This window comes from Bradyrhizobium sp. 2TAF24 (genome assembly GCF_052115025.1).
Classification (GTDB): domain Bacteria; phylum Pseudomonadota; class Alphaproteobacteria; order Rhizobiales; family Xanthobacteraceae; genus Bradyrhizobium_A.
The window spans coordinates 168,429-194,910 of record NZ_JBFRFW010000011.1 but is presented as its reverse complement, the minus strand read 5'-3'; the positions used below and the strand labels follow the sequence as shown (position 1 = coordinate 194,910).

Sequence of the window (26,482 nt, the reverse complement as noted above, 5' to 3'; positions counted from 1 at the left end):
GTCTTCTCCCCTTCACTTTGTTGTTTCTACTTGATGGCCCCGAGCATGAGGCCGGAACGCATCATGCGGCCGAGCAGGGCCGCCATGATCATCATCGGCACGATGGCGACCAGCGCCGCGGCCGAAATCGCCCACCACTCGTCACCGCGCTGGCTGTTCTGGCCCGCGACCAGGATCGGCAGCGTCTGCCATCTGGAGTTGGTCAGGAACAGCGCGAACAGGAATTCGTTCCAGACGAAGGCGAGGGTGATCATGAAGGTCGCCAGCAGGCCATTCATCGACATCGGCACGACGATGCCGACGAAGATTCGCCAGGTCGGCACATTGTCGACCATTGCCGCTTCCTCGACCTCGATCGGCAGCGCCTCGAAGAAGTCGCGCATCAGCCAGACCACGATCGGCAGCGAGAACGCGACATAGCACAGCGTCAGGCCGACATAGCTGTCGATGAGCTGGAAGCCCATGCGGCCGATCTCGCTGTACAGCAGGTAGAGCGCGAACGCGGTGACGATCGGCGGGAACATGCGCTGGCTGACGAACCAGAACAGGATGTCCTCGTTGCCGAGGATCGGGCCAGGCAGCGCTGCGCGGTTGGCCGCGATGGCGACGACCAGCGCGATCGGGAATGCCAGCAGCAGCGCCTGTGGCCGCGTCAGGCCGAGCGTGGCGTTGAACAGCAGGTAGCCGCCGAGCGCCAGGGCGAGGAAGACGAGGCCGGCGCCGAGGCGCACCTTGAACTCGAAGCGCACCAGGGCGTAGGCCGCCATCGCGCCGATCGCGGTCGCGATCAGCGCCGCGGACAGGCCGACGATGGTCGAGTTGAGAAAGGTGCGGAAGAATTCGCCGCGGATGCCCTGATAGAGATCGATGAAGGGTTGCAGCGTCGGCGTGAAGTCGATGAACGGCAGGTAGGTCGGCCCGCCGACGACCCCGGGCGGCGCCTTGAACGCCGTCACGACCACCCAGTACAGCGGGAAGATGGTGATGGCGCACCATACGGCGCAGCCCAGTGCGACCAGCCAGCGGGCGCGGCCCGACAGACCGGTGAGGGAAGGCGCGCTCATCGCCGCTTCTCCAGATGGGGCCGCAGCAACGCGAGATAGGTGACGCCGATGATGGTGATCACGATCAGGAACAGGAAGCTCAGCGCCGACGTGTAGCCGAGGTTGAACTTCTTGAAGCCCTCCTGATAGGCGAACAGCGTCAGCGTCTCGGTGTCGACGCCGGGGCCGCCGCCGGTCATGACGAACACCGTGTCCATGATCTTGTAGCTTTCGATCAGACGGATGAAGACGACGGCGGCGGAGATCGGCAGCATCATCGGGAAGGTGATGCCCCAGAACTGCTGCCAGCCGCTGGCGTTCTCCAGCGCCGCCGCCTCGTAGACGTCCTCGGGCAGCGTCTGCAGGCCGGCGAGCAGCATCAGGATCACGAACGGCGTCCACTGCCAGATCTCGACCGCGATGATGCACGCGAGCGCCCAGCGCCCGTTGGTGAGGAAAGGCAGGTTGGCGAGGCCGAACTGGGTCAGGAGCTGGTTGAGCGGCCCCATGGTCGGGTTGAACATCATGCGCGCCACCAGCGCGACGGCGACGGGCGCCAGCAGCATCGGCAGCAGGAAGGCGACGCGGAACAGCCGTTCGCCAGGCACGCGGGCATTGAGCGCCAGCGCCACCGCAAAGCCGATGACATATTGCAGGCCGACGGAGATGACGGCGATCAGCGTCGTGGTCAGGATCGCGTTCCAGAACCGCGGTTCCTGCAGCAGCGTTCCATAGTTGCCGAGCCAGACCACGCGCGGCGGCAGCGGCGGGATCAGGCGGTAGCTGAGAAAGCTCGTCGTCAGCGAATAGATCAGCGGAAAGATCGAGATCGCCAGCACGACCAGGACGGCCGGCCAGATGAAGACGTGCTTGATCGGATCGTTCCGCATCACGACGGGGCGTGCTCCTGCATCAAGGCCTCGATCTCCGAGCGCCGCGGCATGGCCGGTGCGGTGCCGGGCCGGGTCACGGAAATCCCCGCGGTCGCCGAACCGAACCGCGCCGCCGCGAGCGGCTCGGCGCCGCCGGCCAGCGCCGCGGCGAAGCCGCCGACGAACGCATCGCCGGCGCCGGCGGTCTCCACCACCTTGCCGGCGGCGAAGGGCGGCACATGCACGGAGAGGTCGCGGGTGTGGAACAGCGAGCCGCGCTCGCCGAGGGTGATCAGCGCCGTGCCGGCGCCGCGCGCAAGCAGGATGTCGCCGGCGCGGCGCGCGGCGGACAAGTCGCTCACGGTGACGCCGGTGAGCGCCTCGGCCTCACTCTCGTTCGGCACGATGTAGTCGCTGAGGCCGAACAGGTCGTCGTCGAATTTGGCGGCCGGCGCCGGGTTGAAGATGGTGATGCACCCGGCGCGGCGCGCGGTCTGAAGCCCGCGGCGGGCGGCCGCCACCGGCTGCTCGAGCTGGGTGACGAAGACGCGGCTGCCGCGAATGACGTCCGCCGCCGCATCGACATCGGTCTCATCGATGTCACCGGCGGCGCCCGACACCACGATGATGGCGTTGTCGCCGCGCGTCTCGTGGACATAGATGAAGGCGGTGCCGGTCGGCGCAGTGTCGACCTGCGTGACGCGGGGCGCGATGCCTTCGGCCTTCCAGGTCTTGAGCGCGAGCTCGCCGAAGGTGTCGCCGCCGATGCGGGAGATGAAGGTGACGTCGGCGCCGGCGCGCGCGGCGGCTACCGCCTGGTTCGAGCCCTTGCCGCCCGGCCCCATGGCGAAGCCGGAGCCGGCGATGGTCTCGCCGATCGCGGGCATGGCGCTGGCGCGGAACGCGAGGTCCGCCACGAAGATGCCGAGAATGGCGACGCCGTTACCGCTCATGGTCATTCTCCTGTCGGCGGGATCACGCCCTTGGTGAACAGGAAGCAGCCGTAGAACCGTCGCTCGCCGGTGGCGATGACGCAGTAGGCGCCCTTGGCTTTGTCATAGAAGGCGTGGCGCTCGACGCCGACCAGCGGCCAGGAGCGACCCTCGGCGCTGTTGACTGCGGCCTGGACTTCCTGCTGAACCGGCGGCACTTCGAGGGGCTGGCCGACGATCTCCATGCGGATCGCGGCGTCGTCGACGAAGGTGTCGAGCGGCATCACCGACAGCACCGCGGCGGTGGCGCGGGCGGCGCTGACATTGTCGATGCGCAGGAGGCGTCCGAGCACGGTCTGGCGCGCGATCGAGTCGGCCGGGAAATTGGTGTCGCAGATCACCAGACGGTCGCCGTGGCCCATGGCGCGCAGGGCGTAGAGCACGTCGGCATTGAGCAGCGGATCGATGGCCTTGAGCATGTGTCCTCCTGTTCGTCGTCGTCCCGGCGATCATCCCGGGCTCTCGGGGCCCGGGTTGGGATCGCCGTCGGTGAGATCCCCTAGTCGCCGTAGGGGATCCAGATGTTCTTCACTTGCACGGCATGGCGCAGCAGGATCTCGCCCTCGCTGGCACGGGCGTCGGTCCAGTCGAGCGCAAGGCCGTGATCGACCAGCGTGCGCTTGAGATTGCCGATCGACAGCTTCTCCGCCGTGGCGGAGGCCTCCTTCGAGCCGAACACCCACAGCGCGTCGACGTCGTCATGTTCGGCCAGGACTTTTACGAGAGCATTACGGCCGCCGGTGACGATGTTGACGACGCCAGCCGGCACGTCTGAGGTCTCCAGCACCTGGTAGAGGTCGGTCGCCGCCAGCGGGTGGCGTTCGCTCGGGATCGCGACGACCCGGTTGCCCATGGCGATCAGCGGCGCCACCAGGCTGATGAAGGCGAGCAGCGGGGCCTCGTCCGGGCAGGCGACGCCGACGACGCCGATCGGCTCGCGCATGGCGAGCGCGACACCGCGCAGCGGCGGGGTGTGGACTGCGCCGTCATACTTGTCGGCCCATGCGCCGTAGCTGAACAGCCGCCGGATGCTGGCGTCGACCTCGGCCTTCGCCTTCGCCCCCGTCATGCCGGTCATGGTGGCGATGCGGGCGGCAAACTCGTCGTGGCGCGCGGACAGATTTTCGGCGAGGTAATAGAGGATCTGCGCGCGGTTGTGGGTCGTGGCTTTGGCCCAGCCTTCGGCGGCGCGGGCGGCGGCGACGGCGTTGCGGATGTCCTTGCGGTTGCCCTCGCCGACCTCGCCAAGGGGCCTGCCCTTGGCCGACAGCACGGCGCGGGAATAATTGCCGTCGGGACGCACCTGCTTGCCGCCGACGAATAGTTTGGCCGTGCGGTCGAGCGCCGGCACGCCGAAGCCAGCCTCGTCGGTCGCCTGCGACAGCGCCGCCGGCTCGGGCCGCGGCTTGCGTCCGGCCCAGGCCGCGGGCTTGAGATATTCGGTGATGCCTTCGCGGCCGCCCTCGCGGCCGAAGCCGGATTCGCGATAGCCGCCGAAGCCGACCGCGGCGTCGAACAGGTTGGTGGCGTTGATCCAGACCACGCCGGCCTGCAGCTTCGGCGCAATATCGAGCGCAAGGCCGATGGTCTCGCTCCACACACTGGCGGCGAGGCCATAGCGCGTGTTGTTGGCGAGTGCGACCGCTTCGTCCGGCGTACGGAAGGTCATGGCCACCAGCACCGGGCCGAAGATCTCCTCGATCGCCACCGTCGACGACGGCTGCACGTTCCACAGCAGCGTCGGCAGGTAGAAGCAGCCGTCCGCAGGCAGCGCCGTCGCGGCCTGGTACTTCCGCGCGCCCTCTTTCACGCCGGTTTCGACCAGCGCCTTGATGCGCTCGAGCTGGACGGGGGCGACCACGGCGCCCATGTCGATGGCCTTGTCGAGCGGCGGGCCGACGCGCAGCGTCTCCATGCGGCGAACGAGGCGTTTGCGGAAATCTTCGGCGATGCCTTCGTGCACGAGCAGGCGTGAGCCGGCGCAGCACACCTGGCCCTGGTTGAACCAGATGGCGTCGACCACGCCCTCGATGGAGCCGTCGATGTCGGCGTCGTCGAACACGATGAACGGCGACTTGCCGCCGAGCTCCAGTGTCAGTGACTTGCCGGTGCCGGCGGTGGCCTGGCGGATGAGGCGGCCGACCTCGGTCGAGCCGGTGAATGCGATCTTGTCGACACCGGGATGCGCGACCAGCGCCGCGCCGGTCGTGCCGTCGCCGGTGACGACATTGAGGACGCCCGGCGGCAGGCCGGCTTGCGCGGCGAGCTCGGCGAACAGCAGTGCCGTCAGCGAGGTGAATTCGGCGGGCTTGAGCACCACCGTGTTGCCGACCGCGAGCGCCGGCGCGATCTTCCAGGCCAGCATCAGCAGCGGAAAATTCCAGGGGATGATCTGGCCGACCACGCCAAGCGGCACCTGGTCTGCGAGCTCGCGGTCCTGCAGCTGTGCCCAGCCGGCATGGTGCAGGAAGTGGCGCGCGGCGAGCGGCACGTCGAGGTCGCGCGTCTCGCGGATTGGCTTGCCGTTGTCGAGCGCTTCCAGCACGGCGAACAGCCGGGCGTGTCGCTGCAACATGCGCGACAGGGCGTAGAGATGGCGGGCGCGGCCATGGCCGCCAAGCTTCGCCCACTGCGGCTGGGCCTTACGTGCGGCGGCGACGGCGGCATCGACGTCGGCATCAGAGCCCTCGGCTATTTTCGCGAGCGGCTTGCCGGTGGCGGGTTCGGAGGTGGTGAGGTGCCTGCCGCCGCGCGGCGTCACGAAGGCGCCGTCGATGAAATGGCCGAATATCGCGTCATGCCGTTTCAGCCAGGCGCGCGCTTCGCCGTCCGCCTCGGGGGCGGGGCCATAGTCCATGGTCTCGTAGTAGTGTGCAACGCTCATCGGCCGCGTCTCATGCCAGGGGGTGACGGTTGAAGGCCGAGTAGCGGCCGGTGACATGATGCTCGAGCTGCCGTTCGATATCGGCGAGCAGGCTGGAAGCGCCGATCCGGAACAGGTCCGGCTCGAGCCAGTCGCGCCCAAGTTCCTCCTTCATCAGGAACTGGTAGTTGAGGACGTCCTTCGCGGTAGAGATGCCGCCGGCCGGCTTGAAGCCGATCTTGAAGCCGGTGTGGTCCTGATACAGCCGGATCATGCGCAGCATCGCCAGTGTCACCGGCAGTGTGGCGTTGACGCCCTCCTTGCCGGTGGAGGTCTTGATGAAGTCGGCGCCGGCCATCATGCAGACCATCGAGGCCTTGGCGACATTGCGCAACGTCTTGAGGTCGCCGGTGGCGAGGATGGCCTTGAGATGCGCCGCGCCGCAGGCGGCGCGAAAGTCGCGCACCTCCTGATAGAGCGCCTGCCAGTTGCCGGTCAGCACGTGCTCGCGGGTGATGACGATGTCGATCTCGGCCGCGCCGTCGTTGACGGACGCCTCGATCTCCTTGAGCTTGAGATCATGCGGCACGAGGCCGGCGGGAAAGCCGGTGGAGACGGCGGCGACCGGAATGCCGGAGCCTTCGAGCGCCTCGACCGCAGTGGCGACGAAGCGGTGGTAGACGCAGACGGCGCCGGTGTGCACGGCGCGGCCGGCAAAGCCCAGCGCAGCGAGGATGTCGGCGCGCACGGGGGTTTTCGCCTTGGCGCACAGCCGCTTCACCCGCTCAGTGGTGTCGTCGCCATTGAGTGTGGTGAGATCAATGCAGGCAATGGCTTTCAGCAGCCATGCGGCCTGGGCGTCGTTCTTCACCGTGCGTCGGCCGGGCAGGGTCGCGACACGGCGCTCGGCGGCCGAGAGATTGATGCGGATGTCATCCACCCAATCCATCTCGAGCGCGCAGCCGTCGTTGCGCGGGAATGCCGCGGTCGGCGCGTGCGCCCGGTCGCGGCTGCGGAAAGGTACAGTGGATGGTTCTGGGATCAAGGCACTGCTCGACATTGAAACGCTACACGCATGCAAGGGAATCGAGGGCTCCGTCAGACGATGACGGTCGCGATGGCCGCACACGTGCCTCCCCGCACAGGCCAACGATGCTCGCGCCCTCTCGATGCATGATCGGGTGCCGGCAACCGTGGCGCGTTTGTTATTATTCTAACATTTTGTTGTTTCGATCATCACATCATTGTAAGACCGTTGTCAACGGGGTAAGCAGGATTCATGAGCAAGATGGCTGAGATTCCGAATGCGCGCCCGAGTGAAACACGCGCGCAGCGCCTGCAACGTCTTCGTCGGGCGGTCGAGACAAGTGGCGCACTGCATCTCAAGGACGCCGCCGAGTTGCTCAATGTTTCGGAAATGACGGTGCGTCGTGATCTCGCTGCATCCGATGCGGTGCTCGCCTGTCTCGGCGGCTATGTCGTGAACGCCGCTTCGCCGACCGGTATCAAGTACACGCTCGAGCAGGAGATCGATCAGCACACCCAGGACAAGCGGCTCGCCTGCCGCGCCGCGGCGGCATCGATCAGGGAAGGCGAGACTGTCTTCATCGACTGCGGCACGACCATGCAGTCGCTCGCGGAGTGCCTGCCTGATGACCTGCCGCTGTCGGTGATCTGCTATTCGCTGAACGTTGCGACCATCGTCGCCCGGCGGCCGGCAACCCAGCTGATGATGATGGGCGGGCTCTACCATCCGTCATCGCAGTCGTTCTCGTCGGAAGAGGGCCTGTCATATCTGCGGCGGCTCGGCATCAACAAGGCGTTCATCTCCGCCGGCGGCGTACATCCGCTCCGCGGCGCGAGCTGCTCCAACTTTCACGAGGTCGCGGTCAAGCAGGCTGTCATCGCGACCGCGATGGAGAGCATCCTGGTGGTCGACGCCAGCAAGCTCGGCAGCCTCAAGCCGGCGTCGTTTGCCGATCTCGATGCGTTTTCGCGGATTATCGTCGGCGGTTCGGCGACGAGCGATCTGCGCAAGCAGTTCAAGGCGCTGCCGGTGGATTATGTGACAAAGACTGCCTGACGAGGCGGGCTTGTCCGTCGCGATCCCTGCGCGTCTCGCACCGTATTACATGACGCCGCAGGGCCCAGCACAGCCGGGCCCTGCGTCCTGGCCCATGATCAGTTGCAGGCCGGCTTGGCCTTGCTGCAGGCGTCAGTCAGCTCCTTCGGCGGGTCCTTCTTGAACACGGTCTTGTAGGATTCCAGCACGTTCGACTGCACCACAGGCAGCGACTGCACGCCGACCCACGCCGGCGTCGGCTTGCCGAGCAGCGCATTCATCATCGCCAGCGCCTCGGCGACGCCCTGGTCATAGGGCCGCTGCGAGCCGGTCGCCTTCAGCGGGCCGCCCTTGGCGATCTCGATCGCCGACTGCAGGCCGAGATCGACGGTGGTGACGGGGACGTCGATGCCCTGTGCGCGCATCGAGCTCAGCGTGTCCAGCGCCGGCTGATCCCACACCGCGAACAGGCCCTTGATGTCGGGATTGCCGGTGAGGAAGTCGCCGGCGATCTGCGACACCTTCGGCGGGTCGGTGAAGTCGACCTGCTTCATCTTGATGTCCGGCCGGTTCTTCTTCATCCACTCGCTGACGCCCTTGGTGCGCTCGTTGGTGCTGAAGTAGTCGACGCCGAAATTGACGAGGCCGATGGTCGCGCCCTGCGGCACGCAGGACGCGAGGATCTGCGCGGCGATCTGGCCATTGCCCTGGCTGTCGGCGGAGATCATCGCGGCGTATTCCTCCGGATGCTTCAGCCCGGTCGGGATGCTGTCCATCAGCACCAGCTTGATGCCGGCCTTGGATACCTTCTTGTAGGTCGGAGCGGTGGCGGTAAAGTCGACCGGGATCGAGATGATGCCGTCAGGATGCTGCTGGATGGTGTTCTCGATGTCGGCGATCTGCTTGTCGACCTGGTACTCGGCGGACGCGACGCCGGTGACGGTGACGCCGTACTTCTTCAACGTGTCGGTGATGCCCTGGATCTGGAGCTGCGACCAGTCGAGGTTGACCGTCTGCATGGAGATGCCGACCTTGAAGTTGCCGGCCTTGATCTTGGCGATGTCGGCGTCCGAGAGCGCGAGCACATCGGGCGAAGCGGCCTTTTCGCCATGCGGCCCCTGGCCGACGATCGATTTCGGCCCGAGCGTGGCAAGGTCGACGCCCTTGACGCAGCTGTCGGGAACGCCGGCAAGGGCGGATGTCGCGATCGCGGCGGTCGATGCCGCCGTCAGGATCGCTGTCAGCAATGTCTTCTGTCTCAGTCCCGGCTTTCGCATGATGTCCTCCCGTTGTCGTTGTGGTCGCCTGTTTACTGAGGCTGGCGGCCTTGCCCCTCGACACCGCACGACGGTGGTCGTGCGGCGTCCAATCTCGCTCAGCGTTTGGTGAAGGCGACGGCGGCGACGATGATCGCGCCCTTGATGACGAGCTGCAGCGGCGAGCTAACGCCGAGCAGCACGAGGCCGTTGTTGAGGGTGCCGATGATCAGACTGCCGAGCAGGGTGCCGAGAATGAAACCCCGTCCGCCGAACAGGCTGCAGCCGCCGAGAATCACCGAGGCGATGACGTCGAGCTCCATGCCCTGCACCACGTCGGGCCGCGCCGCATGCGACCGCGCCGACAGCACCAGCGCGGCGAGGCCGGCCAACGTGCCGGTGAGCACGAAGGCGAGCGTCGCCACGCGCTTGATGTGGATGCCGGAATAGAGCGCCGCGGTCGGGTTGCCGCCCGCGGCATAGATGCGCCGGCCGAACACGTTGAAATGCAGGAGCAGGATGCCAACGATGATGGCGCCCAGCGTCCAGGCGATCGGCGCCGGCATGCCGAGAAACGAGCCTTCACCGAAAATCAGGAAATAGGTCTCGTTGGTGATGATGACTGGCTTGGTGTTGGTGACCATCATGGCGAGGCCGCGCGCCATGCTCAAGGAGCCGAGCGTCACCAGGAACGAGGGGATCGCGAGCTGCGTCGTCAGGATACCGTTGACGAGGCCGACCAGCGCGCCGGTGCCCAGCCCGGCAAGGGCGCCCACGATCCAGTGGTTGCCGATATGGGCCATCGCCAGCGCCGCGGCCATGCCGGACAGCGCCAGCGTGGACGCGACCGAGAGGTCGATCTGGCGTGCGATGATCACGAAGGTCATGCCGACGGCGACGATCGACACCAGTGTGGTCTGCCGGCCGATGTTCAGGAAGTTGTCGACCGACAGGAACCACGGCGAGGCCAGGCTGAAGACGACCAGCAGGATCGCGAACGCGATATAGAGCATGTAGGGCTGCTCGCCGCGCAGCAGGGTCTGCAGCAGCCTGCGCGGCTGTTCCGATCGGGCAGGCGTAAAGGACGCGGCGATGCGGGGCACGTCGAGATCGGTCATGCGGGCAACTCGTGGGCTAAGCGTTCGTAGTCGGTCTGAGAGCGCTGCAGCAGGTGGTGCAGCTCCTCGGCGTCGCTGACCTCGCCACGGACGAGGGTGCGGACGATGCCGCCTTCGACGACGATGGAGATGCGGTCGCAGAGCAGCAGCAATTCGGTGAGATCGGAGGACACCACCAGCACGCCGGTTCCGTCCTGTGCCGCCTTGCGGATCACGCCATAGATTTCTTCGCGTGCGCCGACATCGACGCCGACGGTGGGCTCGTCGAGCAGCAGCACCTGCGGGCGTGGATTGTTCCACTTGGCGAACACGACCTTCTGCTGGTTGCCGCCGGAGAGCGTCCGGACCAGGCTCGATGCGCCCTGTGCCTTCACCGCGAGCTTGCGGACGGCGGCCTCAGCGCCTTCCATCGCTGCGCGTTGCCGCATCCATCCCCAGCGCGAGAGGCGGGCCAGCCGTGCCAGCGTGACGTTGCGCTCGATCGAATGCTCGAGAACCAGCCCCTGGACATGGCGGTCCTCGGGCACCAGGGCGACGCCATGGGCGATCGCTTCGGCCGGGCTGCCGGGTGATCGTGACTTGCCATCGATCGTGATTGTGCCGCTGTTGGCGCGGCGCAAGCCGAAGATGGTCTCCAGGATTTCGGTGCGTCCGCTGCCGATCAGGCCCGCGAGACCGTGAATTTCACCCTTGAAGACCGTCAGGTCGAGCGCGCGCAGCCGGTCGTTGCCAACACGGGACAGCGCGAGCGCTGGTGTGCCGCTCGGCGCCGACGCCGTTTGTCCGGCGACAGCCGTCGGCGCGGCGTGGCCGGGCCCGATGATCGCCGACACTAGGCGCTTCATGTCGGTCTCGGCGGTGACGAAGGTGCCGGCATTGCTGCCGTCGCGGAACACCGTCACCCGCTGCGAGATCTCGAACACTTCGTCGAGCCGATGGGTCACATAGATCACGCCGACGCCGCGGCTGGTCACCTTGCCGATCGCGTCGAACAGGATCTGCACCTCGTCGCCGGTCAGCGACGAGGTCGGCTCGTCGAGAATGAGCAGGCGGACATCGCCCATCAGCGCCTTGGCGATTTCCGTCATCTGTCGGTAGGCGAACGGCAGCGTACCGACATTGGCCCGCGGGTCGAGCGGAATGCCGAGCCGTTTCAGGAACGTTTCGGCCTCCGCCATCAGTTGCGTCTTACGCAGGAAGCCGAAGCGGTTGCGTGGTTCGCGGCCGAGCATCAGGTTGTCGGCGACACTCAAGGACTCCACCAGGCTGAGATCCTGGTAGACGACGGCGATGCCCGCTTCGCGCGACTGCGAGGGACTGTCGAACTCCGCGCGCCGGCCGGCGATGTCGATGGTGCCGCCGTCGGCGCTGTGAACGCCGCTGAGAATCTTGATGAGGGTGGACTTCCCCGCGCCGTTCTCGCCGAGCAGGGCGTGGACCTCGCCGGGGAGCACTTCGAGGCTGACGCCGCGCAACGCCCGTGCGCCGCCAAAGCTCTTGGTGATGCCTTCGACCCTGACGAGCGGCGCTGACGGCCGGCCCTCGGTCGCTGCCGGGCGCGGCTGATTCATGTTTCCCCCCTCGGCTTTCGCCATTGGGACTATTGTAACATTGATTGATATTATTGTGACTTATGATGTGACTATTCTATCAAACGGGTGGGGTGTCAATGGTCGGCGGCGCCGGCTGTGTCGCCCAGGGGAGATGTGCCGAGGTCGGTGCGGGAGAGGTGGAGCCGGCCGTGTGGGGCCGCGCGCTGTGAAACAGCCGCGGTGTGGACATCGCGATTCGGTCTCAGCTGGGGACAGATCAGTCCGGCAGGCCGCGCTTGGCCCGTCTCGCCTCACCGTGCGGCGGTTGCAGCAGCGACCTGATGCTGAGCCGCGTTGGGGCGGTGGCGCTGGATCAGCTTGGCGATGATTGCCGCCATCTCCTCCATGCGCGGGCGCATGCGATATTCCGGTCCGGCGATGACCGCAGAGAGGCGGCGGTCGCCGACCGGCAGCGGCAGGGCGACGCCGGCGAGGTCGCGGCTGTAGTCGGCAAAGCTCAGGCAGTAGCCGCGCTCGACCGATTTGCGCAGCTCGGCTTCCACCGCATCGATGCTGATCGGGGTGGTCGGCCCGTACTGCTTGAACTCGATCTTGCGATAGAGCGCGTTGCGTTCCTCCGGGGAGTACTGCAGCAAAAGCGCGCGGCCGCTGGAGGCGGCATGGATCGGCACGCGGTGGCCGATCTGGGCGAAGTAGCGGATCGCCGCGCTCGATTCGACGACGTCGATGAAGATCGCCAGCGTTCCGGACGGCGCCGCGATCGCCGCGGTCTCGCCGCTGTCGGCCGAGATGTCGGCGATCAGGGCGTGGGTCCACTCCGGCAGCGGCTCGACCTCCGCCACCGCGCGGGCCTGCGCCAGCCAGCGCAGGGTCGGGTAGTAACCGCCGCGCGGCCGTGGCTCATAGAGGTAGCCCTTTTCCGACAGGGTGGTGAGTAGATTGAACGTGCTGGAGCGCGGCCAGCCGAAATGATCGGCGATCTCGGCGAGCGAAGCCGGCTGCCTGGTCCGTGCGAAGTATTCGAGGATGTCCAGTACGTAGGCAGCCTGTCGAACGATCACTATTGGTCCTGGTTGCTGGCAGGAAGCTCCGTCAATCCGAGGGTCTTCATAGCCGCCCTGAGATGCGGCTTGTCAATCATCTTGCCGTCGATCCGCACGACCCCGAGATTCGGATTGGCAGCGAAGGCGGCGACGATCTTTTCCGCGAGGGCGCGTTCCGCAGGCGTCGGCTCGAACGCCGCGTTGACGATGTCGACGTGCTTGGGATGGATCACCGCTTTGACCGAGAATCCGTCACGGCGGGCGGCGCGGGTTTCCTGCTCGAGCCCGGCGAGGTTTTCGATATCGGTATAGACGGTGTCGATGGCGGCGACGCCCGCCGCCGCGGCGCCCATCAGGCAGAGGTCGCGCGCGAGACGGTAGGGGCTGTGGAACTGGCCGCCGCTGCCGTTCTCGGTGGCGCCGAGCGAAGCGGCGAGGTCTTCGGCGCCCCACATCAGGCCGGCAAGCCGCGGCGAGCAGTCCGCATAGGTGCCGAGGCCGAACACCGATCCGGCGGTCTCGGTCGCGACCACGACAATCCGGGTCGCGCCGACACGTGCGCCGGCCGCGGCCTCGAAGGCGTCGAGCCAGAACGCGAGCTGGCGGACGTCGTCACCGCCGCGGCATTTCGGCAGCACGATGCCGTCGGGCGCGGCCGGCATCACCGCGGCGAGATCCTGCAGGGTCATGCCGGTGTCGAGCGCATTGACGCGCACGTACAGGTGCTGCCCGTCGCGGCGGCCGCCGAGCATGGTACGCGTCAGTCCGCGTGCTTCGTCCTTGTTGTCGGGGGCGACCGAGTCCTCGAGGTCGACGATCAGCGCGCTGGCCTTGCTTTGCAGCGCCCGCTCGAACTTGCGCGGGCTGTCGCCGGGAACGAACAGCATCGAGCGCATCAGGCGGGCCTCCGGTGCATCAGCGCCGCGCGGCGGCAGCTGCCGACGACCTCGTTGTCCTGGTTGAGCGCGTGATGCTCGAACTCGACAATGCCGGCATTGGGCCGCGACTTCGACGCGCGCACCGACAGCACCTTGGTGGTCGCCCGCAGCGTGTCGCCATGAAATACAGGCTTGGGAAAGACCACGTCGGTCATGCCGAGATTGGCCACGGTGGTGCCGAGCGTGGTGTCGTACACCGTCATGCCGATCATGATGCCGAGGGTGTAGAGGCTGTTGAAGATGCGCTGGCCGAACTCGGTCTTGGCGGAGAAGTGCGCGTCGATGTGCAGCGGCTGCGGATTGAGCGTCAGCAGGCTGAACATGGTGTTGTCCATCTCCGTGACGGTGCGGGTGAGGGGATGGGCGAACTCCTGTCCCACCGAAAAATCCTCGAAATACAAGCCGGCCATGGTCGTCCTCTGTGGTTGGTCGTTTGTCTGCCCGGCTGTGACGGCCGGGCATTGTTGGATCAGGAAGCGGCGCTGACAACCGCCTTGCTGGTCGTGAGCTGCTCGATTTCCTCGGGCGTAAAGCCGGCGCCGCGCAGGATCTCGCGGCCGTGCTCGCCGAGTGTCGGCGCCGGGCCGCCGGGCTGCGGCTGGCTGACGCTCCAGGTCGAGGGCACCTGCATCTGGCGGATGCGGCCTTCGGTCGGGTGCTCGATGGTCCTGAAGAAGCCGACGGCGTTGAGATGGGGATCGTCGAGGATGCTCTCGAGCGTGTGCATCGGCATCACCGGGATGTCGGCCTTTTCCAGCAGTTCGCGCCACACGGCGGTGGTGCGGGTGAGGAAGATCTGGCCGATCTCCTCATAGATCTCGTCGATGTGCTTGTGCCGCGCCGCATGGTTGGCGAAGCGCGGCTGCTGCAGGAAGTCCTCGCGGCCGATCGCCTCGAAGAAGCTCCGCCACTGCTTGTCGTTGTAGATGAGAACGCAGAGGTGACCGTCGCTGGTCTTGTATGGCTTGCGGTAGCGCGACAGCAGCCGCGCATAGCCGCCGCGATCGAGCGGCGGGTCGTAGGTCAGGCCGCCGAGATGGTCGATCAGCACGAAGTCCGCCATCGATTCGAACATCGGCACGTCGATGCGCTGGCCGATGCCGGTGCGCTGCTGGTGCATGAGGCCGCCGAGAATGGCGTTGACCGCCATCAGTCCGACGACGCGGTCCGCCATGGTGATCGGGACGTAGCGCGGAGTGCCGTCACCGGCCGCCGCCAGCAGGGTCGGGATGGTCGAGGCGCCCTGGATCAGGTCGTCATAGGCGGGCTTGGCCGCATAGGGGCCGGACTGGCCGTAGCCGAACACGCCGACATAGACGAGGCGCGGGTTGATCGCGGCGAGGGTGTCGTAGTCGAGGCCGAGGCGGGCCATGGCCTGCGGCCGCACATTATAGACGAGCGCGTCGGCGGTCTCGACGAGGCGCAGCAGGGCGTCGCGGCCGTCCTTGTTCTTGAGGTCGATGGCGATGCTGCGCTTGCCGCGGTTGGCGTTGAGAAACATGCCGCCCATCCCCGGCGTGCGGCCCGGTCCGAGCTGCCGGACGATGTCGCCCTCCGGGCTTTCGACCTTGATCACGTTGGCGCCCATGTCCGCCAGGATCTGGGTCGCATAGGGGCCCATCAGCACCGTGGTGAGGTCGAGAATGGTCAGGCCGTTCAGGGGACCCATGGCGCGATTCCTTCCCGCAGAATATTATGTGATTATTTTGTCCATTAGTGTGGACATTAAATTTGAAAAGCGTGCTGTCAACGTGCGTCGCACGCATTTCTGTTCGGATAATTCAGTGTATTGACGATCTAGTCCACATATATGTACAAATTATCCAAACAAGACGAGCCCAGCCAAGGGCATCGGGAGAAAACGCATGAAGACATCGTTGGGATGGGCCGGTTCGCTGGTCGCGCTGTCGCTTGCCGCAGGTGTGGCCGCTCCGGCGCAGGCCCTTGAGTTGAAGGTCGCGGACTCGTTTCCCGCGGGGCACTATCTCGTCCGGCTGATGCTCAAGCCGTGGATGGACGAGGTCACGGCGCGCACCAAGGGCGCGGTGACGTTCAGCTACTATCCCAACCAGCAGATCGGCAAAGCCGCCGACATGCTGCGGCTGACCCAGTCGGGCGTCGTCGACATCGGCTACATTGCGCCGTCCTATGCCTCCGACAAGATGCCGCTGTCGGAGGTCGCGCAACTGCCGGAGGCCTTCCACACCAGTTGCGAGGGCACGGTCGCGTACTGGAAGAGCGCCCGCCAGGGCGTGCTCGCCAAGCAGGAATATGCGCCGAACAAGATCCGGCTGCTGATGGAAGTCGTGCTGCCGCCTTATCAGGTCTACACCACCAAGCAGAAGGTCGAGACGCCTAAGGACGTACAGGGCTTGAAGCTGCGCACCACCGGCGGTGCGCAGGACCTGACGCTGCGCGCGATCGGATCGGTGCCGGTGCGGATGTCGGCGCCCGACGCCTATGAATCGCTGTCGCGCGGCACGCTCGATGGCCTGCTGTTTCCGATGGAGAGCGTCAGTTCCTACGGCCTGGAGAAACTGGTGAAGCACGCCACCGAAGGTGTCAGCTTCGGCAGCTTCATCGTCGCCTATTCGATCAGCCAGGCTGCCTGGGACCGGCTGCCGGCCGATGCAAAGACCGCGATGGATGAAGCCTCGGAGGCGATCCAGGCCAAGGCTTGCGCCGATGTCGACAAGGAGCAGGACGGCTCGCGCCAGCGTCTCGAGCAGGCCGGCATCACCTTCGAGCCGATCCCCGCGGACACGCGCGCCGAGATGAAGACGAAGCTCAAGGGCGTGGGCCATGACTGGGCGGCCGCGCTCGATGCCCGTGGCAAGCCGGCCTCCGCCGCGCTCAAGGAGTTCGATGCCCTGCTCGCCGAAGGAGCCAGGAAGTGATCCGGCGCGCTGGCGACATCCTCGCCGCGATCGAACGCATCCTGACGTTCATCGCGGTCGCCTTTCTCTTCATCATCATGGTGCTGGTGGTCGCCGACGTCTTCATGCGCTACGTCGTCAACCGCCCCTTCAGCTTCACCTATGACCTGATCGGGCTCTACCTGCTCGCCGGGGTGTTCTTCCTCACGCTGTCGGATGGCTTGCGCGAGCACGCTCATGTCGGCGTCGACATCCTGCTGCATCGCTTTTCGCCGGCCGGGCGTCGCCTGTCCGAGATCGTCACGGCGCTGGTCGGGCTGTTCGTGTTCGGGCTGATCTCGCAGGTTGGCTTCGAGCGCGCGCTCGACAACTACCAGCAGGGCGACGTGCTGGCGGGGGCCATTCCGTGGCCGACCTGGATCTCCGCGGCGCTGGTGCCGTTCGGCTGCGGCGTGCTGGTGCTGCGACTGCTGCTGCAGCTCGTCGGCCATCTCCTCAGCCTCGCCGCCGGGCGCGACCTTTATCCGCTGCCGCCGATCACCGGGGCCGGCGAAGCCAATTCCTTCGAATAGCGGGCGACATCGGACATGACTCCTCTTCTCGTTCTTGGCCTGCTGTTTGCCTTGCTCGCGATCGGCACGCCGGTCGGCTTCGCCATGGCGTTCGCCGGCTCCGTCGGCCTGATCATCGTTGGCGGTGTGCCGACCCTGTATGGCATCCTGCAAACGGCGCCGCTCTCCACTGTGTCGTCCTACGAGCTGATCACCATTCCGATGTTCCTGCTGATGGCGGATCTTGTGCTGCTGTCGGGCGTCGCGGACGACCTGTTCAAGACCGCGTCGGCCTGGGTCGGCCGCATTCCCGGCGGTCTCGGCATGGCGACCGCGCTCGCCGGTGCCGGCTTTGGCGCGATCTGCGGCACCAGCACCGCGTCGGCGGCGACGCTGTCCTCGACCAGCCTGCCGGCGATGATCCGCCAGGGCTATGAGCCGAAGATGGCGGCGGGCGTGGTGGCGATCTCCGGCACGCTGTCGATGCTGCTGCCGACCAGCGTCGCGCTGGTGATCTTCGGTCTGCTCGCCGAGGTCAACATCGGCAAGCTGCTGATCAGCGGCATCATCCCCGCCATCCTCGTCACCATCACCATCATGGCGACCATCTATCTCCTGGTCTGGCAGGATCCGTCGCGGGCGCCGCGCACCATGTCGGTGCCGTGGCGCGAGCGCTTTGCGCTGTTGTGGCAGGTCAGCCCAATGGTGATCCTGTTCTCGATCGTGACCGGCACCATCTATCTCGGCGTCGCGACGCCGACGGAGGCTTCGGCTTTTGGGGCGTTCGGCGCCTTCGTGCTTGCGCTGTGGAAGGGCAAGATCACGCCGGCCTCGCTCTACAAGACGCTGCTGCGCGCCGCCCACGGCACCTGCATGATCGTGATGATCCTGATCGGCGCCTCGATCTTCGGCTACTTCTTCACGCTGACCCATGTGACCCAGGATCTCGTCGCCTGGATCGGCAGCTTGCCGACCTCGCGCTGGGTGATCATCACGCTGATCCTGTGCGGCTATATCGTGCTGGGCTCGTTCATGGACCAGATCGCGATCCTGGTGCTGACGGTGCCGATCGTGATCCCGCTGATCAAGACACTGGGCTTCGATCCGATCTGGTTCGGCGTCATCAAGATCGTCACCGCTGAGGTCGGCATGATCACGCCGCCGGTGGGGCTCAACTGCTTCATCGTCGCGCGCTACGCCAACCGGCCGGTGGCGGAGGTATTCCATGGCACTTTCCCGCACTTCATCGCCCACCTGATCGCCATCGCGATTCTGGTCGCGTTTCCGAGCATCATCCTGTGGCTGCCGTCGCAGATGGGCAACTGAGCTGCTGTTCAGAGGAGTCATCCATGAAATCGATCCTTGCGGGTTGTCTCGCGGTCGCGCTGCTGGCCCCGGCCACCGTTCGCGCCGAGGATGCGGCGATCACGCTGCGGCTCGCCGACAGCTTGCCGATCGGCCATGTCATCCATGAAGCGGTCACCAAGCCGTTCATGGCGGCGGTCGAGCAGCGCACCGGCGGCAAGCTCAAGCTCACGCACTATCCGGCGGAGCAACTCGGCAAGGCCAAGGACTTGTTGCGGCTGACGCAGTCGGGTGTGGTCGATATCGGCTACATCGTGCCGTCCTATGCCTCCGACAAGATGCCGCTGTCGGCGGTGGCGGAGCTGCCCGGCGGCTTTCGTGATGCCTGCCAGGCGACACAGGCCTACTGGAATCTGGCGGAGGACGGTCAGTTCCTCGGCGTGAAGGAATATGCGCCCAACGCCATCCGGCCGCTGGTGACCTTCGTGCTGCCGACCTACCAGATCGTGCTGTCGACCCGGAAGACGGTGAACAGCCTCGCCGACATCGAGGGGCTCAAGATCAGGACCGCCGGCGGCGCGCTCGACCTGATGGTGCGCAGCATCAAGGCGGTGCCGATCCGGATGTCACCGCCGGAAATCTACGAGGCGATGTCGCGCGGCACGCTGGATGGCGCGATGATCGGCTACCAGAGCGCGGCGTCCTATGATCTGATCGGCCTGCTCAAGACCGGCACGGTCAATGAGCCGCTGTCGTCGGTGGTGATCACCTACTCGATCAGCGCGGCGAAATGGAAGACGTTGCCCGAGTCCTACCGCCAGGTTCTGGCGGAGGAAGGCGAACGCATCACCCGCGAGAGCTGTGCCAGGTTTGCGCATGCGGAAGAGGAGGCACTGGCAAAGGCCCGGGACAAGGGTATCCGCCTGATCCATTTCTCGCCCGAGGATGAAAAGACCATGACGTCGGTCTTCGATCTCGTGGCGCATGACTGGGCGTCCGGCCTCGACGGCCGGGGCAAGCCGGGCAGCGAGGCGCTGGCGGCATGGGCTGTCGCGCTCAAGGCGGTGCCCGGACAGCACTGACCGGAGTAACCTTCGCCGACGAACACCACAGCTATCAACCAGGACGAACGACATGGATTTCGCGCTCACCGACAATCAGGAAGCCATTCGCGACGCCATCGCGAAGATCTGCAGCGGCTTCGACGACGCCTACTGGTTGAAGAAGGATCACGACGGCGGCTTCCCGCACGACTTCCACAAGGCGCTGGCGGATGCCGGCTGGCTTGGCATCTGCGTGCCGGAAGCCTATGGCGGCTCCGGTCTCGGCATCACCGAGGCGGCGATCATGATGCGCACGATCTCGGAGTCGGGCGCCGGCATGTCCGGCGCGTCGGCCGTGCACATCAATGTGTTCGGCCTCAATCCGGTGGTGGTGTTCGGCACCGAGGAGCAGCGCCGGCGCATGCTGCCGCCGATGGTCGAGGGGCGCGAGAAAGCCTGCTTCGCTGTCACCGAGCCCAACACCGGCCTCAACACCACGCAATTGAAGACGCGCGCGGTCGCCAAGAACGACCGCTACATCGTCAACGGCCAGAAGGTGTGGATCTCGACCGCGCAGGTGGCGCACAAGATCCTGCTGCTGGCGCGCACCACGCCGCTGGAGGAGGTGAAAAGCCCGACCCACGGCCTTAGCCTGTTCTACACCGATTTCGACCGCAAGCGGATCAAGGTCCACGAGATCGAGAAGATGGGCCGCAAGATCGTCGATTCCAACGAGCTGTTCTTTGAGGATTTCGAGATCCCGATGGAAGATCGCATCGGCGAGGAGGGCCGCGGCTTCCAGTACATCCTCGAGGGCATGAACCCGGAGCGGATCCTGATCGCGGCGGAAGCGGTCGGGCTCGGCAAGCTGGCGCTGGCGCGCGCCACCGACTACGCGAGGACGCGCAACGTGTTCAACCGCCCGATCGGCCAGAACCAGGGAATCCAGCATCCGCTGGCGGTGAACTGGACCGAGCTCGAGGCCGCTTGGCTGATGGTGATGTCGGCGGCGTGGCAGTACGACAAAGGCCTGCCGTGCGGTGCCGCCGCCAATGCCGCGAAATATCTCGCGGGCGAGGCCGGCTTCCGCGCCTGCGAGCAGGCGGTGATGACCCATGGCGGCTTCGGCTATGCCAAGGAATTCCATGTCGAGCGCTACCTGCGCGAGGTGCTGATCCCGCGCATCGCGCCGATCAGTCCGCAGCTGGCGCTGAGCTTCATCGCCGAGAAGGTGCTGGGCCTGCCGAAGTCGTACTGACGGTTTGGCTGTCGACGGGGGCTGGCTGATGGATGACGTCATGACGGCTGCCGCACTCGATTTCGCCGGGCTGATCAGGGCCGGCGACGTCGTGGTGTGCGGCCAGGCCACCGCTGAGCCGCGCACGCTGACCAAGGCGCTGGTGGCCCAGAAGGATCATCTGCCGCCGTTCACCATCGTGGTTGGTCCGGTGTTCTCGCGGAGCTTCGCGCCGGAGCACACGGGCACCATTGCGTTCCGCAGCTATGGCGCGATCGGCGCGGCGCGGCGGCTCGCCGAGGCGGGGCGGCTCGACGTCGTGCCCAGCCATTACAGCGCGTTCTGCGCCGACTTCGCCTCCGGCCGTCACCGCGCCGATGTCGTCCTTGTCCAGCTCGCGGTGGACGAGGACGGGCGCCTCAGCGCCAGCCTGTCCAACGACTACGTCATCGATGCGGCCCGGCGCGCACGCCTCGTCATCGCCGAGATCAATCCGCATGCGCCCTGGACATTCGGTGCCGAATGGCCGGCGGACATCCCGCTGCACATCCGCGTTGCCGCCGACCTCCTGCCGCTGGAATTGCCGGCGGGCGAGCTCGATGATGTCTCACGGCGCATTGCCGCCCATGCCGCGGGCCTGGTCGCCGACGGCAGCACGCTGCAGTTCGGCGTCGGGCGGATTCCCGACGCCATCCTGTCGTCGTTGTCCCATGTTCGCGACCTCGGCATCCACTCCGGTCTGATCAACGACGCGGTGGTGGATCTCATTGCCTGCGGTGCTCTGACCAATGCCCGTAAAGGCATCGATATTGGCCTGACTGTCACCAACCAGCTGATCGGCACACGGCGGCTCTATGACTTCGCCCACCGCAATCCGGCGATCGCGGTGCGGCCGACGTCCTATACTCATGCCGCTGCGGTGCTCGGTCGTGTCAACCGTCTCGTTGCGATCAACTCGGCGCTGCAGGTTACCCTTGATGGTAGCGTCAATGCCGAAACCATCGATGGCGTTGCCATCGGCGCGATCGGCGGGCAGGTGGATTTCGTTCGGGGCGCCAACGCCTCGCCGGGCGGCCGCGCCATCATCGCACTGCCGGCAACGACACCCAAGGGCGCGAGCCGGATCGTGCCTGAGGTCGAGACGGTGACGACATCGCGCGCCGATGTCGACGCCATCGTCACCGAATGGGGCGTCGCCGAACTGCGCGGCTGCGGGCTCGCCGAACGGGCGCAACGCATGATCGCCATCGCCGCTCCGGAGCATCGCGAGACGCTGGCGCAAGGGATGTGGCAGAGGGAGCGCAAGGCATGACAGTATCAGCCGGACAACATGTGTCGGGCGATGAGCGCAAGGGGCCGCTGTCCGGCCTGCGCGTCGTCGAGTTCGCCGGCATTGGCCCGGCGCCGATGACCGCGATGCTGCTGGCCGATCTCGGCGCCGATGTGATCCGGATCGACCGTTTGCAGCCGAGCGGGCTCGGCATCGCCAAGCCCAAACAGTTCGATTTCCTGGCGCGGGGGCGCCAGGCGGTGGCGATCGACCTCAAGCGTCCGGACGGCGTCGCCTGCGCGCTGGATCTCGTCGCGTCCGCCGACGGTCTCGTCGAAGGCTTCCGTCCCGGCGTCATGGAGCGCCTCGGTCTCGGCCCGGACGCCTGTCTCGCGGTCAATCCGCGCCTGGTGTACGGCCGCGTCACCGGCTGGGGGCAGGACGGTCCGCTCGCCGCGGCCGCGGGGCATGACCTCAACTACATTGCGCTGTCAGGCGCGCTGCATGCCATTGGCCGCGCCGGTGCGCCGCCGACCCCGCCGCTCAACCTCGTCGGCGATTTCGGCGGCGGCGGACTGTATCTCGCGTTCGGCATGGTCTGCGCGCTGCTCGCAAGCGAGCGCTCGGGCGTGGGGCAGGTGGTCGATGCGGCGATGATCGACGGCGCGGCAACATTGATGACGTCGATCTACGGCATGATGGGTGCCGGCCTGCACAGCGAGCAGCGCGGCACCAACATCCTGGATTCCGGTGCGCCCTACTATGACGTCTACGGCTGCGCCGACGGTGAATACATCAGCATCGCGCCGATCGAAGACAAGTTCTGCGCCGAACTGCTCGCGCGGCTCGGGCTCGATGCATCGACCTTTCCCGACGTCAGGGATCGCGCCAACTGGCCGGCGGCGCGGACGATTCTGACCGAGACGTTCGCACGCAAGTCGCGCGCCGAGTGGTGCGCCCTGCTGGAAGGCACCGACGTCTGCTTTGCGCCGGTGCTGTCCGCAGCGGAGGCGCCGCATCATCCGCATGTCCGGGCGCGCGGGACATTCGTGGAGATCGACGGCGCGGTCCAGCCCGCGCCGGGGCCGCGGTTCAGCCGCACCCCGCCGGCGCTGCCGCGCAGCGCCCGTCAGAGCCAGGGCGATACAGCCGAACTGCTGCAGCGGTGGGCGATTGCGCCCGAGCGCGTTGCAGCGCTGCGCGCCGACGGTATTGTCCGGTAACGCAAGCCGCTGGGCACGCGCCTCACCGCACACTCTACTCTATATGTATCCCGACGCATCGCGGGCGCCGTCGTGCGCGTGGCGCGATGTGCGTCATATTGCGTGCTATCAGACAATCTGACATGTTGTGCATGAAGGGCTTCGTGTCGTTTTCGATGGCCACCCGATGGCCGACGCGACGAGTGAGGAATGAATACGATCAATCTCCAGGTTCCCCGCCAGGCCGCCACGCTGCGCCTGTTGGTCGAGGACAAGCTTCGCAGCGCGATCGCGGCCGGCCATTTCAAGCCGGGGCAGCGCCTGATCGAGCGCGAGCTGTGTGAGCAGATCGGGGTCGGGCGCACGTCGGTGCGCGAGGCGTTGCGGCAGCTCGAGGCCGAAGGCCTGGTCGTCACGGTGCCGCATCGCGGACCGGAGGTCTCTTCGATCACCGCTGATGAGGCGCGCCAGCTCTATGAGCTTCGCGCGCTGCTCGAAGGTTTCGCCGGCCGTCATTTCGCCGAGCATGGCAGCGACGCGGCGATCGCCGAGCTCGGTCGCGCGGTCGACGGCTTCGCCACTGCGGCGAAGGGCGATGATCGCGCCGCGCTCGTCGCCGCGAAGACGCGCTTCTATGCCGTGCTCACCCAAGGTGCCGGCAATGTGTTCGTCACCCAGACCCTCACCACCCTGCACAACCGCATCACCTTGCTGCGGGTGACATCGATGACCCAGAGCGGCCGGCTCGACGACAGCGTCACCGAGATCCGGGCGATCTATGACGCGATCGTCGCGCGCGATCCCGATCGGGCCGAAGCGCTGTGCAAGCATCACATCGCCAAGGCCGCGGAGATCGCGCTGGCCGTGCTGGCCCACCAAGAGGGCGAAAAGCCGGCCTAACGGTCTCATATTTTCAGATTGACAGATTGTCTGATAGTGGTGATACATCTGATATCACCGCTGGGCGTGCCGTCTTGCCTGCGCGGACCGGAGGACGAACGCCATGACCACCCCCGCCATCACACCGCCCGCCACCATCGTGATGATCGGCCTTGGCCAGATGGGGCTGCCCATGGCGAAGCGCCTGATTGGCGCCGGCTTCACCGTGCGCGGGGCGGATCCGTCGGAGCCGGCGCGCGCCGCGCTCGAAGCCGCGGGCGGCAAGGCGTTCGCGGCCGCGGCCGAGGCCGCCGCGGGCGCGAGTGTCATCATCACCATGCTGCCGAACGGCCGGATCGTGCGCGATGTCCTGCTCGGCGACGCGGGTATCGCCCGGGCGCTGCCGAAGGGCACGCTCATCATCGACATGAGTTCGTCGGCGCCGACCGACACCACCGGCCTCGCGGCGGATCTCGCCAAGCTCGGTGTGCCGCTGATTGATGCGCCGGTGTCGGGCGGCGTCCGCCGGGCGGTCGACGGTTCGCTCGCGATCATGGCCGGCGGTCCCGCGGCTGAGGTCGAGCGCGGCCGTCCGGTGCTGGCGGCGATGGGCAAGTCGATCTTCGCCACCGGGCTCGTCGGCTCGGGCCACGCCATGAAGGCACTGAACAACTATGTCTCGGCGGCGGGCTTGATCGCGGCCTGCGAAGCGCTGCTGGTCGGGCAGACGTTCGGCCTCGCGCCGGAGACCATCGTCGACGTGCTCAATGCTTCGACCGGCCGCAACAATTCCACCGAAGTGAAGATGAAGCCGTTCGTGATCAGCGGCGCCTTCAACTCGGGGTTCTCGCTGGCGCTGATGGCCAAGGATCTGCGGATCGCGGCGGATCTCGCTGCTCATCTCGGCCTTGGCATTCCGCAGATCGCGACCGTCGCCGACCTGTGGGAGCAGGCCAAGGGCACGCTGAAGACCGACGCCGACCACACCGAGATCTATCGCTTCCTCGCCGACATCGACGCCAACCGCCCGCACGCGGCATGAGCTTGCACGCCCGCATCGTCGCCGCGCTCGCCGATCCGGAACTGCGCCGGCTCGGCGCCGGGCTGACGGCGGGCCTGCATCTGCGCGGCGCGGGCGAGGAGATCCGGCTACGGCTCGACGACGGTGACGTCGCGTTCGATCCGCAGGCGCCCGCCGATATCGTATTGCGCGCCGATGGCGCCGCCTGGGAGCAGGTGCTGACGGTGCCACCGCCGCCGCGCTTCCAGGCCTTCACGGCGCTCGCCATCGCCAACGAGGCGTTCGTGGTCGAGGGCGATCCGCTGCGGGTCGCGCAGGCGCGCGCGGTGCTCGAACGGCTGTTCGAGCTGGTCTGTGCCTCGCCGGTCGCGGCCGCCGCCAGCGTTGCGCGGGACATCGGCCAGATCGCCGGTCGCTATCATGCGGCCACCCTGGACGAGGGCGTCTGCAATGTCTTCATCGAGCAGGCGGGCGCGGGCCGGCCGCTCATGTTCCTGCACACCGCCGGCGCCGACGGCCGCCAGTTTCTCGGCCAGCTGTCCGATGTCGCGCTGGCGCACGACTATCGGATGATCGCGCCGGACATGCCGTTTCACGGCCGCTCGCTGCCGCCGGCCAGCTGGCAGGGCGAACCCTACAGGCTCACCGCAAACCGCTATCTCGGCTGGTGCAGCGCGATCATCGAACAGGTGATCGGCGAGAAGGTGATCGTGGCCGGCGGCTCGATGGGCGCGGCCATGGCGCTGCTGCTCGCGGCAGCGCGGCCCGATCTCGTCACTGGTGCGATCGCCATCGAGCCGCCGTTCCGCTCCAAGGGGCGGCGCAATCCGTTCCAGCATCATGTCGCCGTGCATGCCGCCCTGCATAACCCCGCCTTCGTGCGCGGCCTGATGAGCCCGACCAGCCCGCTCGATCAGCGCCGCCGCGCCGCCTGGATCTATGCCCAGGGCGCGCCGCAGGTCTACACCGGGGATCTTGCCTTCTACAGCGACGAGTTCGACGGCGCCGCGATCGCGCCGCGGATCGATGCGTCACGCACGCCGGTGGCGCTGCTGTGCGGCACCTACGACTATTCGGCGACGCCGCAAGACGGCGAGAAGCTGGCTGCGCTCATTCCCGGCGCGCTGCTGCGGGTGATGGACGGGCTCGGCCATTTCCCGATGTGTGAACATCCCGACCTGTTCCGCCCGCACCTTGCGGCGGCGCTAGCGCACGTCAGCGGCTGAGCTGGCTGCGGTCGGTGGTGGACGTGAGCTACGTCATCCAGAGAGGCTGACTCAAAGCCAGTGAAACACGGGGCTTGCGATTGAACTCGTCATGGCCGGGCTTGTCCCGGCCATCCCGATAAGGAAGGCACT

General features: G+C 66.7%; 24 protein-coding genes. 11 read left to right on the top strand and 13 right to left on the bottom strand.

Annotation, left to right across the window (positions count from 1 at the left end):
* Positions 1-26 precede the first annotated feature (26 nt).
* The 6 genes from AB4Z37_RS18440 to deoC form a co-directional block, all read right to left on the bottom strand.
* Complete coding sequence (locus AB4Z37_RS18440) at positions 27-1,064, bottom strand: carbohydrate ABC transporter permease (RefSeq protein WP_441518190.1); 1,038 nt, start codon at positions 1,062-1,064, stop codon at positions 27-29.
* Complete coding sequence (locus AB4Z37_RS18435; RefSeq protein WP_441518189.1) at positions 1,061-1,936, bottom strand: carbohydrate ABC transporter permease; 876 nt, start codon at positions 1,934-1,936, stop codon at positions 1,061-1,063. Before AB4Z37_RS18435 ends, AB4Z37_RS18440 begins: the two co-directional genes overlap by 4 nt.
* Positions 1,933-2,868, bottom strand: a complete 936-nt coding sequence (locus tag AB4Z37_RS18430) for a ribokinase (protein WP_441518188.1) — start codon at positions 2,866-2,868, stop codon at positions 1,933-1,935. Before AB4Z37_RS18430 ends, AB4Z37_RS18435 begins: the two co-directional genes overlap by 4 nt.
* A gap of 2 nt (positions 2,869-2,870) precedes the next feature.
* A complete protein-coding gene (locus tag AB4Z37_RS18425) occupies positions 2,871-3,326 on the bottom strand; it encodes an RbsD/FucU family protein (protein ID WP_441518187.1) in 456 nt (151 codons plus the stop codon).
* Positions 3,327-3,406: 80 nt separating this feature from the next.
* Positions 3,407-5,791, bottom strand: a complete 2,385-nt coding sequence (locus AB4Z37_RS18420) for an aldehyde dehydrogenase family protein (RefSeq protein ID WP_441518186.1) — start codon at positions 5,789-5,791, stop codon at positions 3,407-3,409.
* Positions 5,792-5,801: 10 nt separating this feature from the next.
* Positions 5,802-6,719, bottom strand: a complete 918-nt coding sequence (deoC, locus tag AB4Z37_RS18415; protein ID WP_441518245.1) for a deoxyribose-phosphate aldolase — start codon at positions 6,717-6,719, stop codon at positions 5,802-5,804.
* A 330-nt stretch (positions 6,720-7,049) separates the two neighbouring features.
* Here deoC and AB4Z37_RS18410 point away from each other — a divergent pair, with 330 nt between their 5' ends.
* Entirely contained in the window at positions 7,050-7,853 is an 804-nt protein-coding gene (locus AB4Z37_RS18410) for a DeoR/GlpR family DNA-binding transcription regulator (protein ID WP_441518185.1), read from the top strand.
* A gap of 98 nt (positions 7,854-7,951) precedes the next feature.
* Here the strand turns inward: AB4Z37_RS18410 and AB4Z37_RS18405 are convergent, their stop codons facing one another.
* The 7 genes from AB4Z37_RS18405 to AB4Z37_RS18375 all read right to left on the bottom strand — a co-directional run bounded on the left by AB4Z37_RS18405 (position 7,952) and on the right by AB4Z37_RS18375 (position 15,409).
* A complete protein-coding gene (locus tag AB4Z37_RS18405; protein ID WP_441518184.1) occupies positions 7,952-9,109 on the bottom strand; it encodes a substrate-binding domain-containing protein in 1,158 nt (385 codons plus the stop codon).
* 98 nt (positions 9,110-9,207) lie between these two features.
* Positions 9,208-10,206, bottom strand: a complete 999-nt coding sequence (locus tag AB4Z37_RS18400) for an ABC transporter permease (RefSeq protein WP_441518183.1) — start codon at positions 10,204-10,206, stop codon at positions 9,208-9,210.
* Positions 10,203-11,777: a sugar ABC transporter ATP-binding protein gene (locus AB4Z37_RS18395; RefSeq protein ID WP_441518182.1), complete on the bottom strand. Its 1,575-nt coding sequence runs from the start codon at positions 11,775-11,777 to the stop codon at positions 10,203-10,205. Before AB4Z37_RS18395 ends, AB4Z37_RS18400 begins: the two co-directional genes overlap by 4 nt.
* Before the next feature lie 272 nt (positions 11,778-12,049).
* Positions 12,050-12,820, bottom strand: a complete 771-nt coding sequence (locus tag AB4Z37_RS18390) for an IclR family transcriptional regulator (protein WP_441518181.1) — start codon at positions 12,818-12,820, stop codon at positions 12,050-12,052.
* Entirely contained in the window at positions 12,820-13,698 is an 879-nt protein-coding gene (locus AB4Z37_RS18385) for an HpcH/HpaI aldolase/citrate lyase family protein (RefSeq protein ID WP_441518180.1), read from the bottom strand. The genes AB4Z37_RS18390 and AB4Z37_RS18385 overlap by 1 nt, the downstream gene beginning before the upstream one ends.
* Entirely contained in the window at positions 13,698-14,150 is a 453-nt protein-coding gene (locus AB4Z37_RS18380) for a MaoC family dehydratase (RefSeq protein WP_441518179.1), read from the bottom strand. The genes AB4Z37_RS18385 and AB4Z37_RS18380 overlap by 1 nt, the downstream gene beginning before the upstream one ends.
* 59 nt (positions 14,151-14,209) lie before the next feature.
* Positions 14,210-15,409, bottom strand: coding sequence for a CaiB/BaiF CoA transferase family protein (locus AB4Z37_RS18375; protein ID WP_441518178.1), 1,200 nt, complete (start codon positions 15,407-15,409; stop codon positions 14,210-14,212).
* Between the two features lie 196 nt (positions 15,410-15,605).
* On the opposite strand from AB4Z37_RS18375, the gene AB4Z37_RS18370 reads away from it, so the two are divergent.
* From AB4Z37_RS18370 to AB4Z37_RS18325, 10 genes are all read left to right on the top strand, one after another.
* Positions 15,606-16,637, top strand: coding sequence for a TRAP transporter substrate-binding protein (locus AB4Z37_RS18370; protein WP_441518177.1), 1,032 nt, complete (start codon positions 15,606-15,608; stop codon positions 16,635-16,637).
* Positions 16,634-17,188 (top strand): TRAP transporter small permease, encoded by a 555-nt coding sequence (locus AB4Z37_RS18365; RefSeq protein ID WP_441518176.1) that lies wholly within the window; start codon positions 16,634-16,636, stop codon positions 17,186-17,188. The genes AB4Z37_RS18370 and AB4Z37_RS18365 overlap by 4 nt, the downstream gene beginning before the upstream one ends.
* Positions 17,189-17,203: 15 nt before the next feature.
* Positions 17,204-18,493: a TRAP transporter large permease gene (locus tag AB4Z37_RS18360; RefSeq protein ID WP_441518175.1), complete on the top strand. Its 1,290-nt coding sequence runs from the start codon at positions 17,204-17,206 to the stop codon at positions 18,491-18,493.
* A gap of 23 nt (positions 18,494-18,516) precedes the next feature.
* Positions 18,517-19,554 carry a TRAP transporter substrate-binding protein gene (locus AB4Z37_RS18355; RefSeq protein ID WP_441518174.1) on the top strand — a complete coding sequence of 346 codons (1,038 nt, stop codon included), beginning with the start codon at positions 18,517-18,519 and terminating at the stop codon, positions 19,552-19,554.
* A gap of 52 nt (positions 19,555-19,606) precedes the next feature.
* A complete protein-coding gene (locus tag AB4Z37_RS18350; protein ID WP_441518173.1) occupies positions 19,607-20,773 on the top strand; it encodes an acyl-CoA dehydrogenase family protein in 1,167 nt (388 codons plus the stop codon).
* 40 nt (positions 20,774-20,813) lie between these two features.
* Positions 20,814-22,064, top strand: a complete 1,251-nt coding sequence (locus AB4Z37_RS18345; RefSeq protein ID WP_441518172.1) for an acetyl-CoA hydrolase/transferase family protein — start codon at positions 20,814-20,816, stop codon at positions 22,062-22,064.
* Positions 22,061-23,245 (top strand): CaiB/BaiF CoA transferase family protein, encoded by a 1,185-nt coding sequence (locus AB4Z37_RS18340; protein ID WP_441518171.1) that lies wholly within the window; start codon positions 22,061-22,063, stop codon positions 23,243-23,245. The genes AB4Z37_RS18345 and AB4Z37_RS18340 overlap by 4 nt, the downstream gene beginning before the upstream one ends.
* 189 nt (positions 23,246-23,434) lie before the next feature.
* Positions 23,435-24,124: a GntR family transcriptional regulator gene (locus AB4Z37_RS18335; RefSeq protein WP_441518170.1), complete on the top strand. Its 690-nt coding sequence runs from the start codon at positions 23,435-23,437 to the stop codon at positions 24,122-24,124.
* Positions 24,125-24,227: 103 nt separating this feature from the next.
* Positions 24,228-25,145, top strand: a complete 918-nt coding sequence (locus AB4Z37_RS18330; RefSeq protein ID WP_441518169.1) for an NAD(P)-dependent oxidoreductase — start codon at positions 24,228-24,230, stop codon at positions 25,143-25,145.
* Positions 25,142-26,350 (top strand): alpha/beta fold hydrolase, encoded by a 1,209-nt coding sequence (locus tag AB4Z37_RS18325; protein WP_441518168.1) that lies wholly within the window; start codon positions 25,142-25,144, stop codon positions 26,348-26,350. Before AB4Z37_RS18330 ends, AB4Z37_RS18325 begins: the two co-directional genes overlap by 4 nt.
* Positions 26,351-26,482 lie beyond the last annotated feature (132 nt).

Coding starts and splice junctions, on each gene's coding strand:
- AB4Z37_RS18440 (WP_441518190.1), bottom strand. CDS start 1,064: ATGAGCGCGCCTTCCCTCACCGGTCTGTCGGGCCGCGCCCGCTGGCTG.
- AB4Z37_RS18430 (WP_441518188.1), bottom strand. CDS start 2,868: ATGAGCGGTAACGGCGTCGCCATTCTCGGCATCTTCGTGGCGGACCTC.
- AB4Z37_RS18425 (WP_441518187.1), bottom strand. CDS start 3,326: ATGCTCAAGGCCATCGATCCGCTGCTCAATGCCGACGTGCTCTACGCC.
- AB4Z37_RS18420 (WP_441518186.1), bottom strand. CDS start 5,791: ATGAGCGTTGCACACTACTACGAGACCATGGACTATGGCCCCGCCCCC.
- deoC (WP_441518245.1), bottom strand. CDS start 6,719: ATGGATTGGGTGGATGACATCCGCATCAATCTCTCGGCCGCCGAGCGC.
- AB4Z37_RS18410 (WP_441518185.1), top strand. CDS start 7,050: ATGAGCAAGATGGCTGAGATTCCGAATGCGCGCCCGAGTGAAACACGC.
- AB4Z37_RS18405 (WP_441518184.1), bottom strand. CDS start 9,109: ATGCGAAAGCCGGGACTGAGACAGAAGACATTGCTGACAGCGATCCTG.
- AB4Z37_RS18400 (WP_441518183.1), bottom strand. CDS start 10,206: ATGACCGATCTCGACGTGCCCCGCATCGCCGCGTCCTTTACGCCTGCC.
- AB4Z37_RS18395 (WP_441518182.1), bottom strand. CDS start 11,777: ATGAATCAGCCGCGCCCGGCAGCGACCGAGGGCCGGCCGTCAGCGCCG.
- AB4Z37_RS18385 (WP_441518180.1), bottom strand. CDS start 13,698: ATGCGCTCGATGCTGTTCGTTCCCGGCGACAGCCCGCGCAAGTTCGAG.
- AB4Z37_RS18380 (WP_441518179.1), bottom strand. CDS start 14,150: ATGGCCGGCTTGTATTTCGAGGATTTTTCGGTGGGACAGGAGTTCGCC.
- AB4Z37_RS18375 (WP_441518178.1), bottom strand. CDS start 15,409: ATGGGTCCCCTGAACGGCCTGACCATTCTCGACCTCACCACGGTGCTG.
- AB4Z37_RS18370 (WP_441518177.1), top strand. CDS start 15,606: ATGAAGACATCGTTGGGATGGGCCGGTTCGCTGGTCGCGCTGTCGCTT.
- AB4Z37_RS18360 (WP_441518175.1), top strand. CDS start 17,204: ATGACTCCTCTTCTCGTTCTTGGCCTGCTGTTTGCCTTGCTCGCGATC.
- AB4Z37_RS18355 (WP_441518174.1), top strand. CDS start 18,517: ATGAAATCGATCCTTGCGGGTTGTCTCGCGGTCGCGCTGCTGGCCCCG.
- AB4Z37_RS18350 (WP_441518173.1), top strand. CDS start 19,607: ATGGATTTCGCGCTCACCGACAATCAGGAAGCCATTCGCGACGCCATC.
- AB4Z37_RS18345 (WP_441518172.1), top strand. CDS start 20,814: ATGACGGCTGCCGCACTCGATTTCGCCGGGCTGATCAGGGCCGGCGAC.
- AB4Z37_RS18340 (WP_441518171.1), top strand. CDS start 22,061: ATGACAGTATCAGCCGGACAACATGTGTCGGGCGATGAGCGCAAGGGG.
- AB4Z37_RS18335 (WP_441518170.1), top strand. CDS start 23,435: ATGAATACGATCAATCTCCAGGTTCCCCGCCAGGCCGCCACGCTGCGC.
- AB4Z37_RS18330 (WP_441518169.1), top strand. CDS start 24,228: ATGACCACCCCCGCCATCACACCGCCCGCCACCATCGTGATGATCGGC.
- AB4Z37_RS18325 (WP_441518168.1), top strand. CDS start 25,142: ATGAGCTTGCACGCCCGCATCGTCGCCGCGCTCGCCGATCCGGAACTG.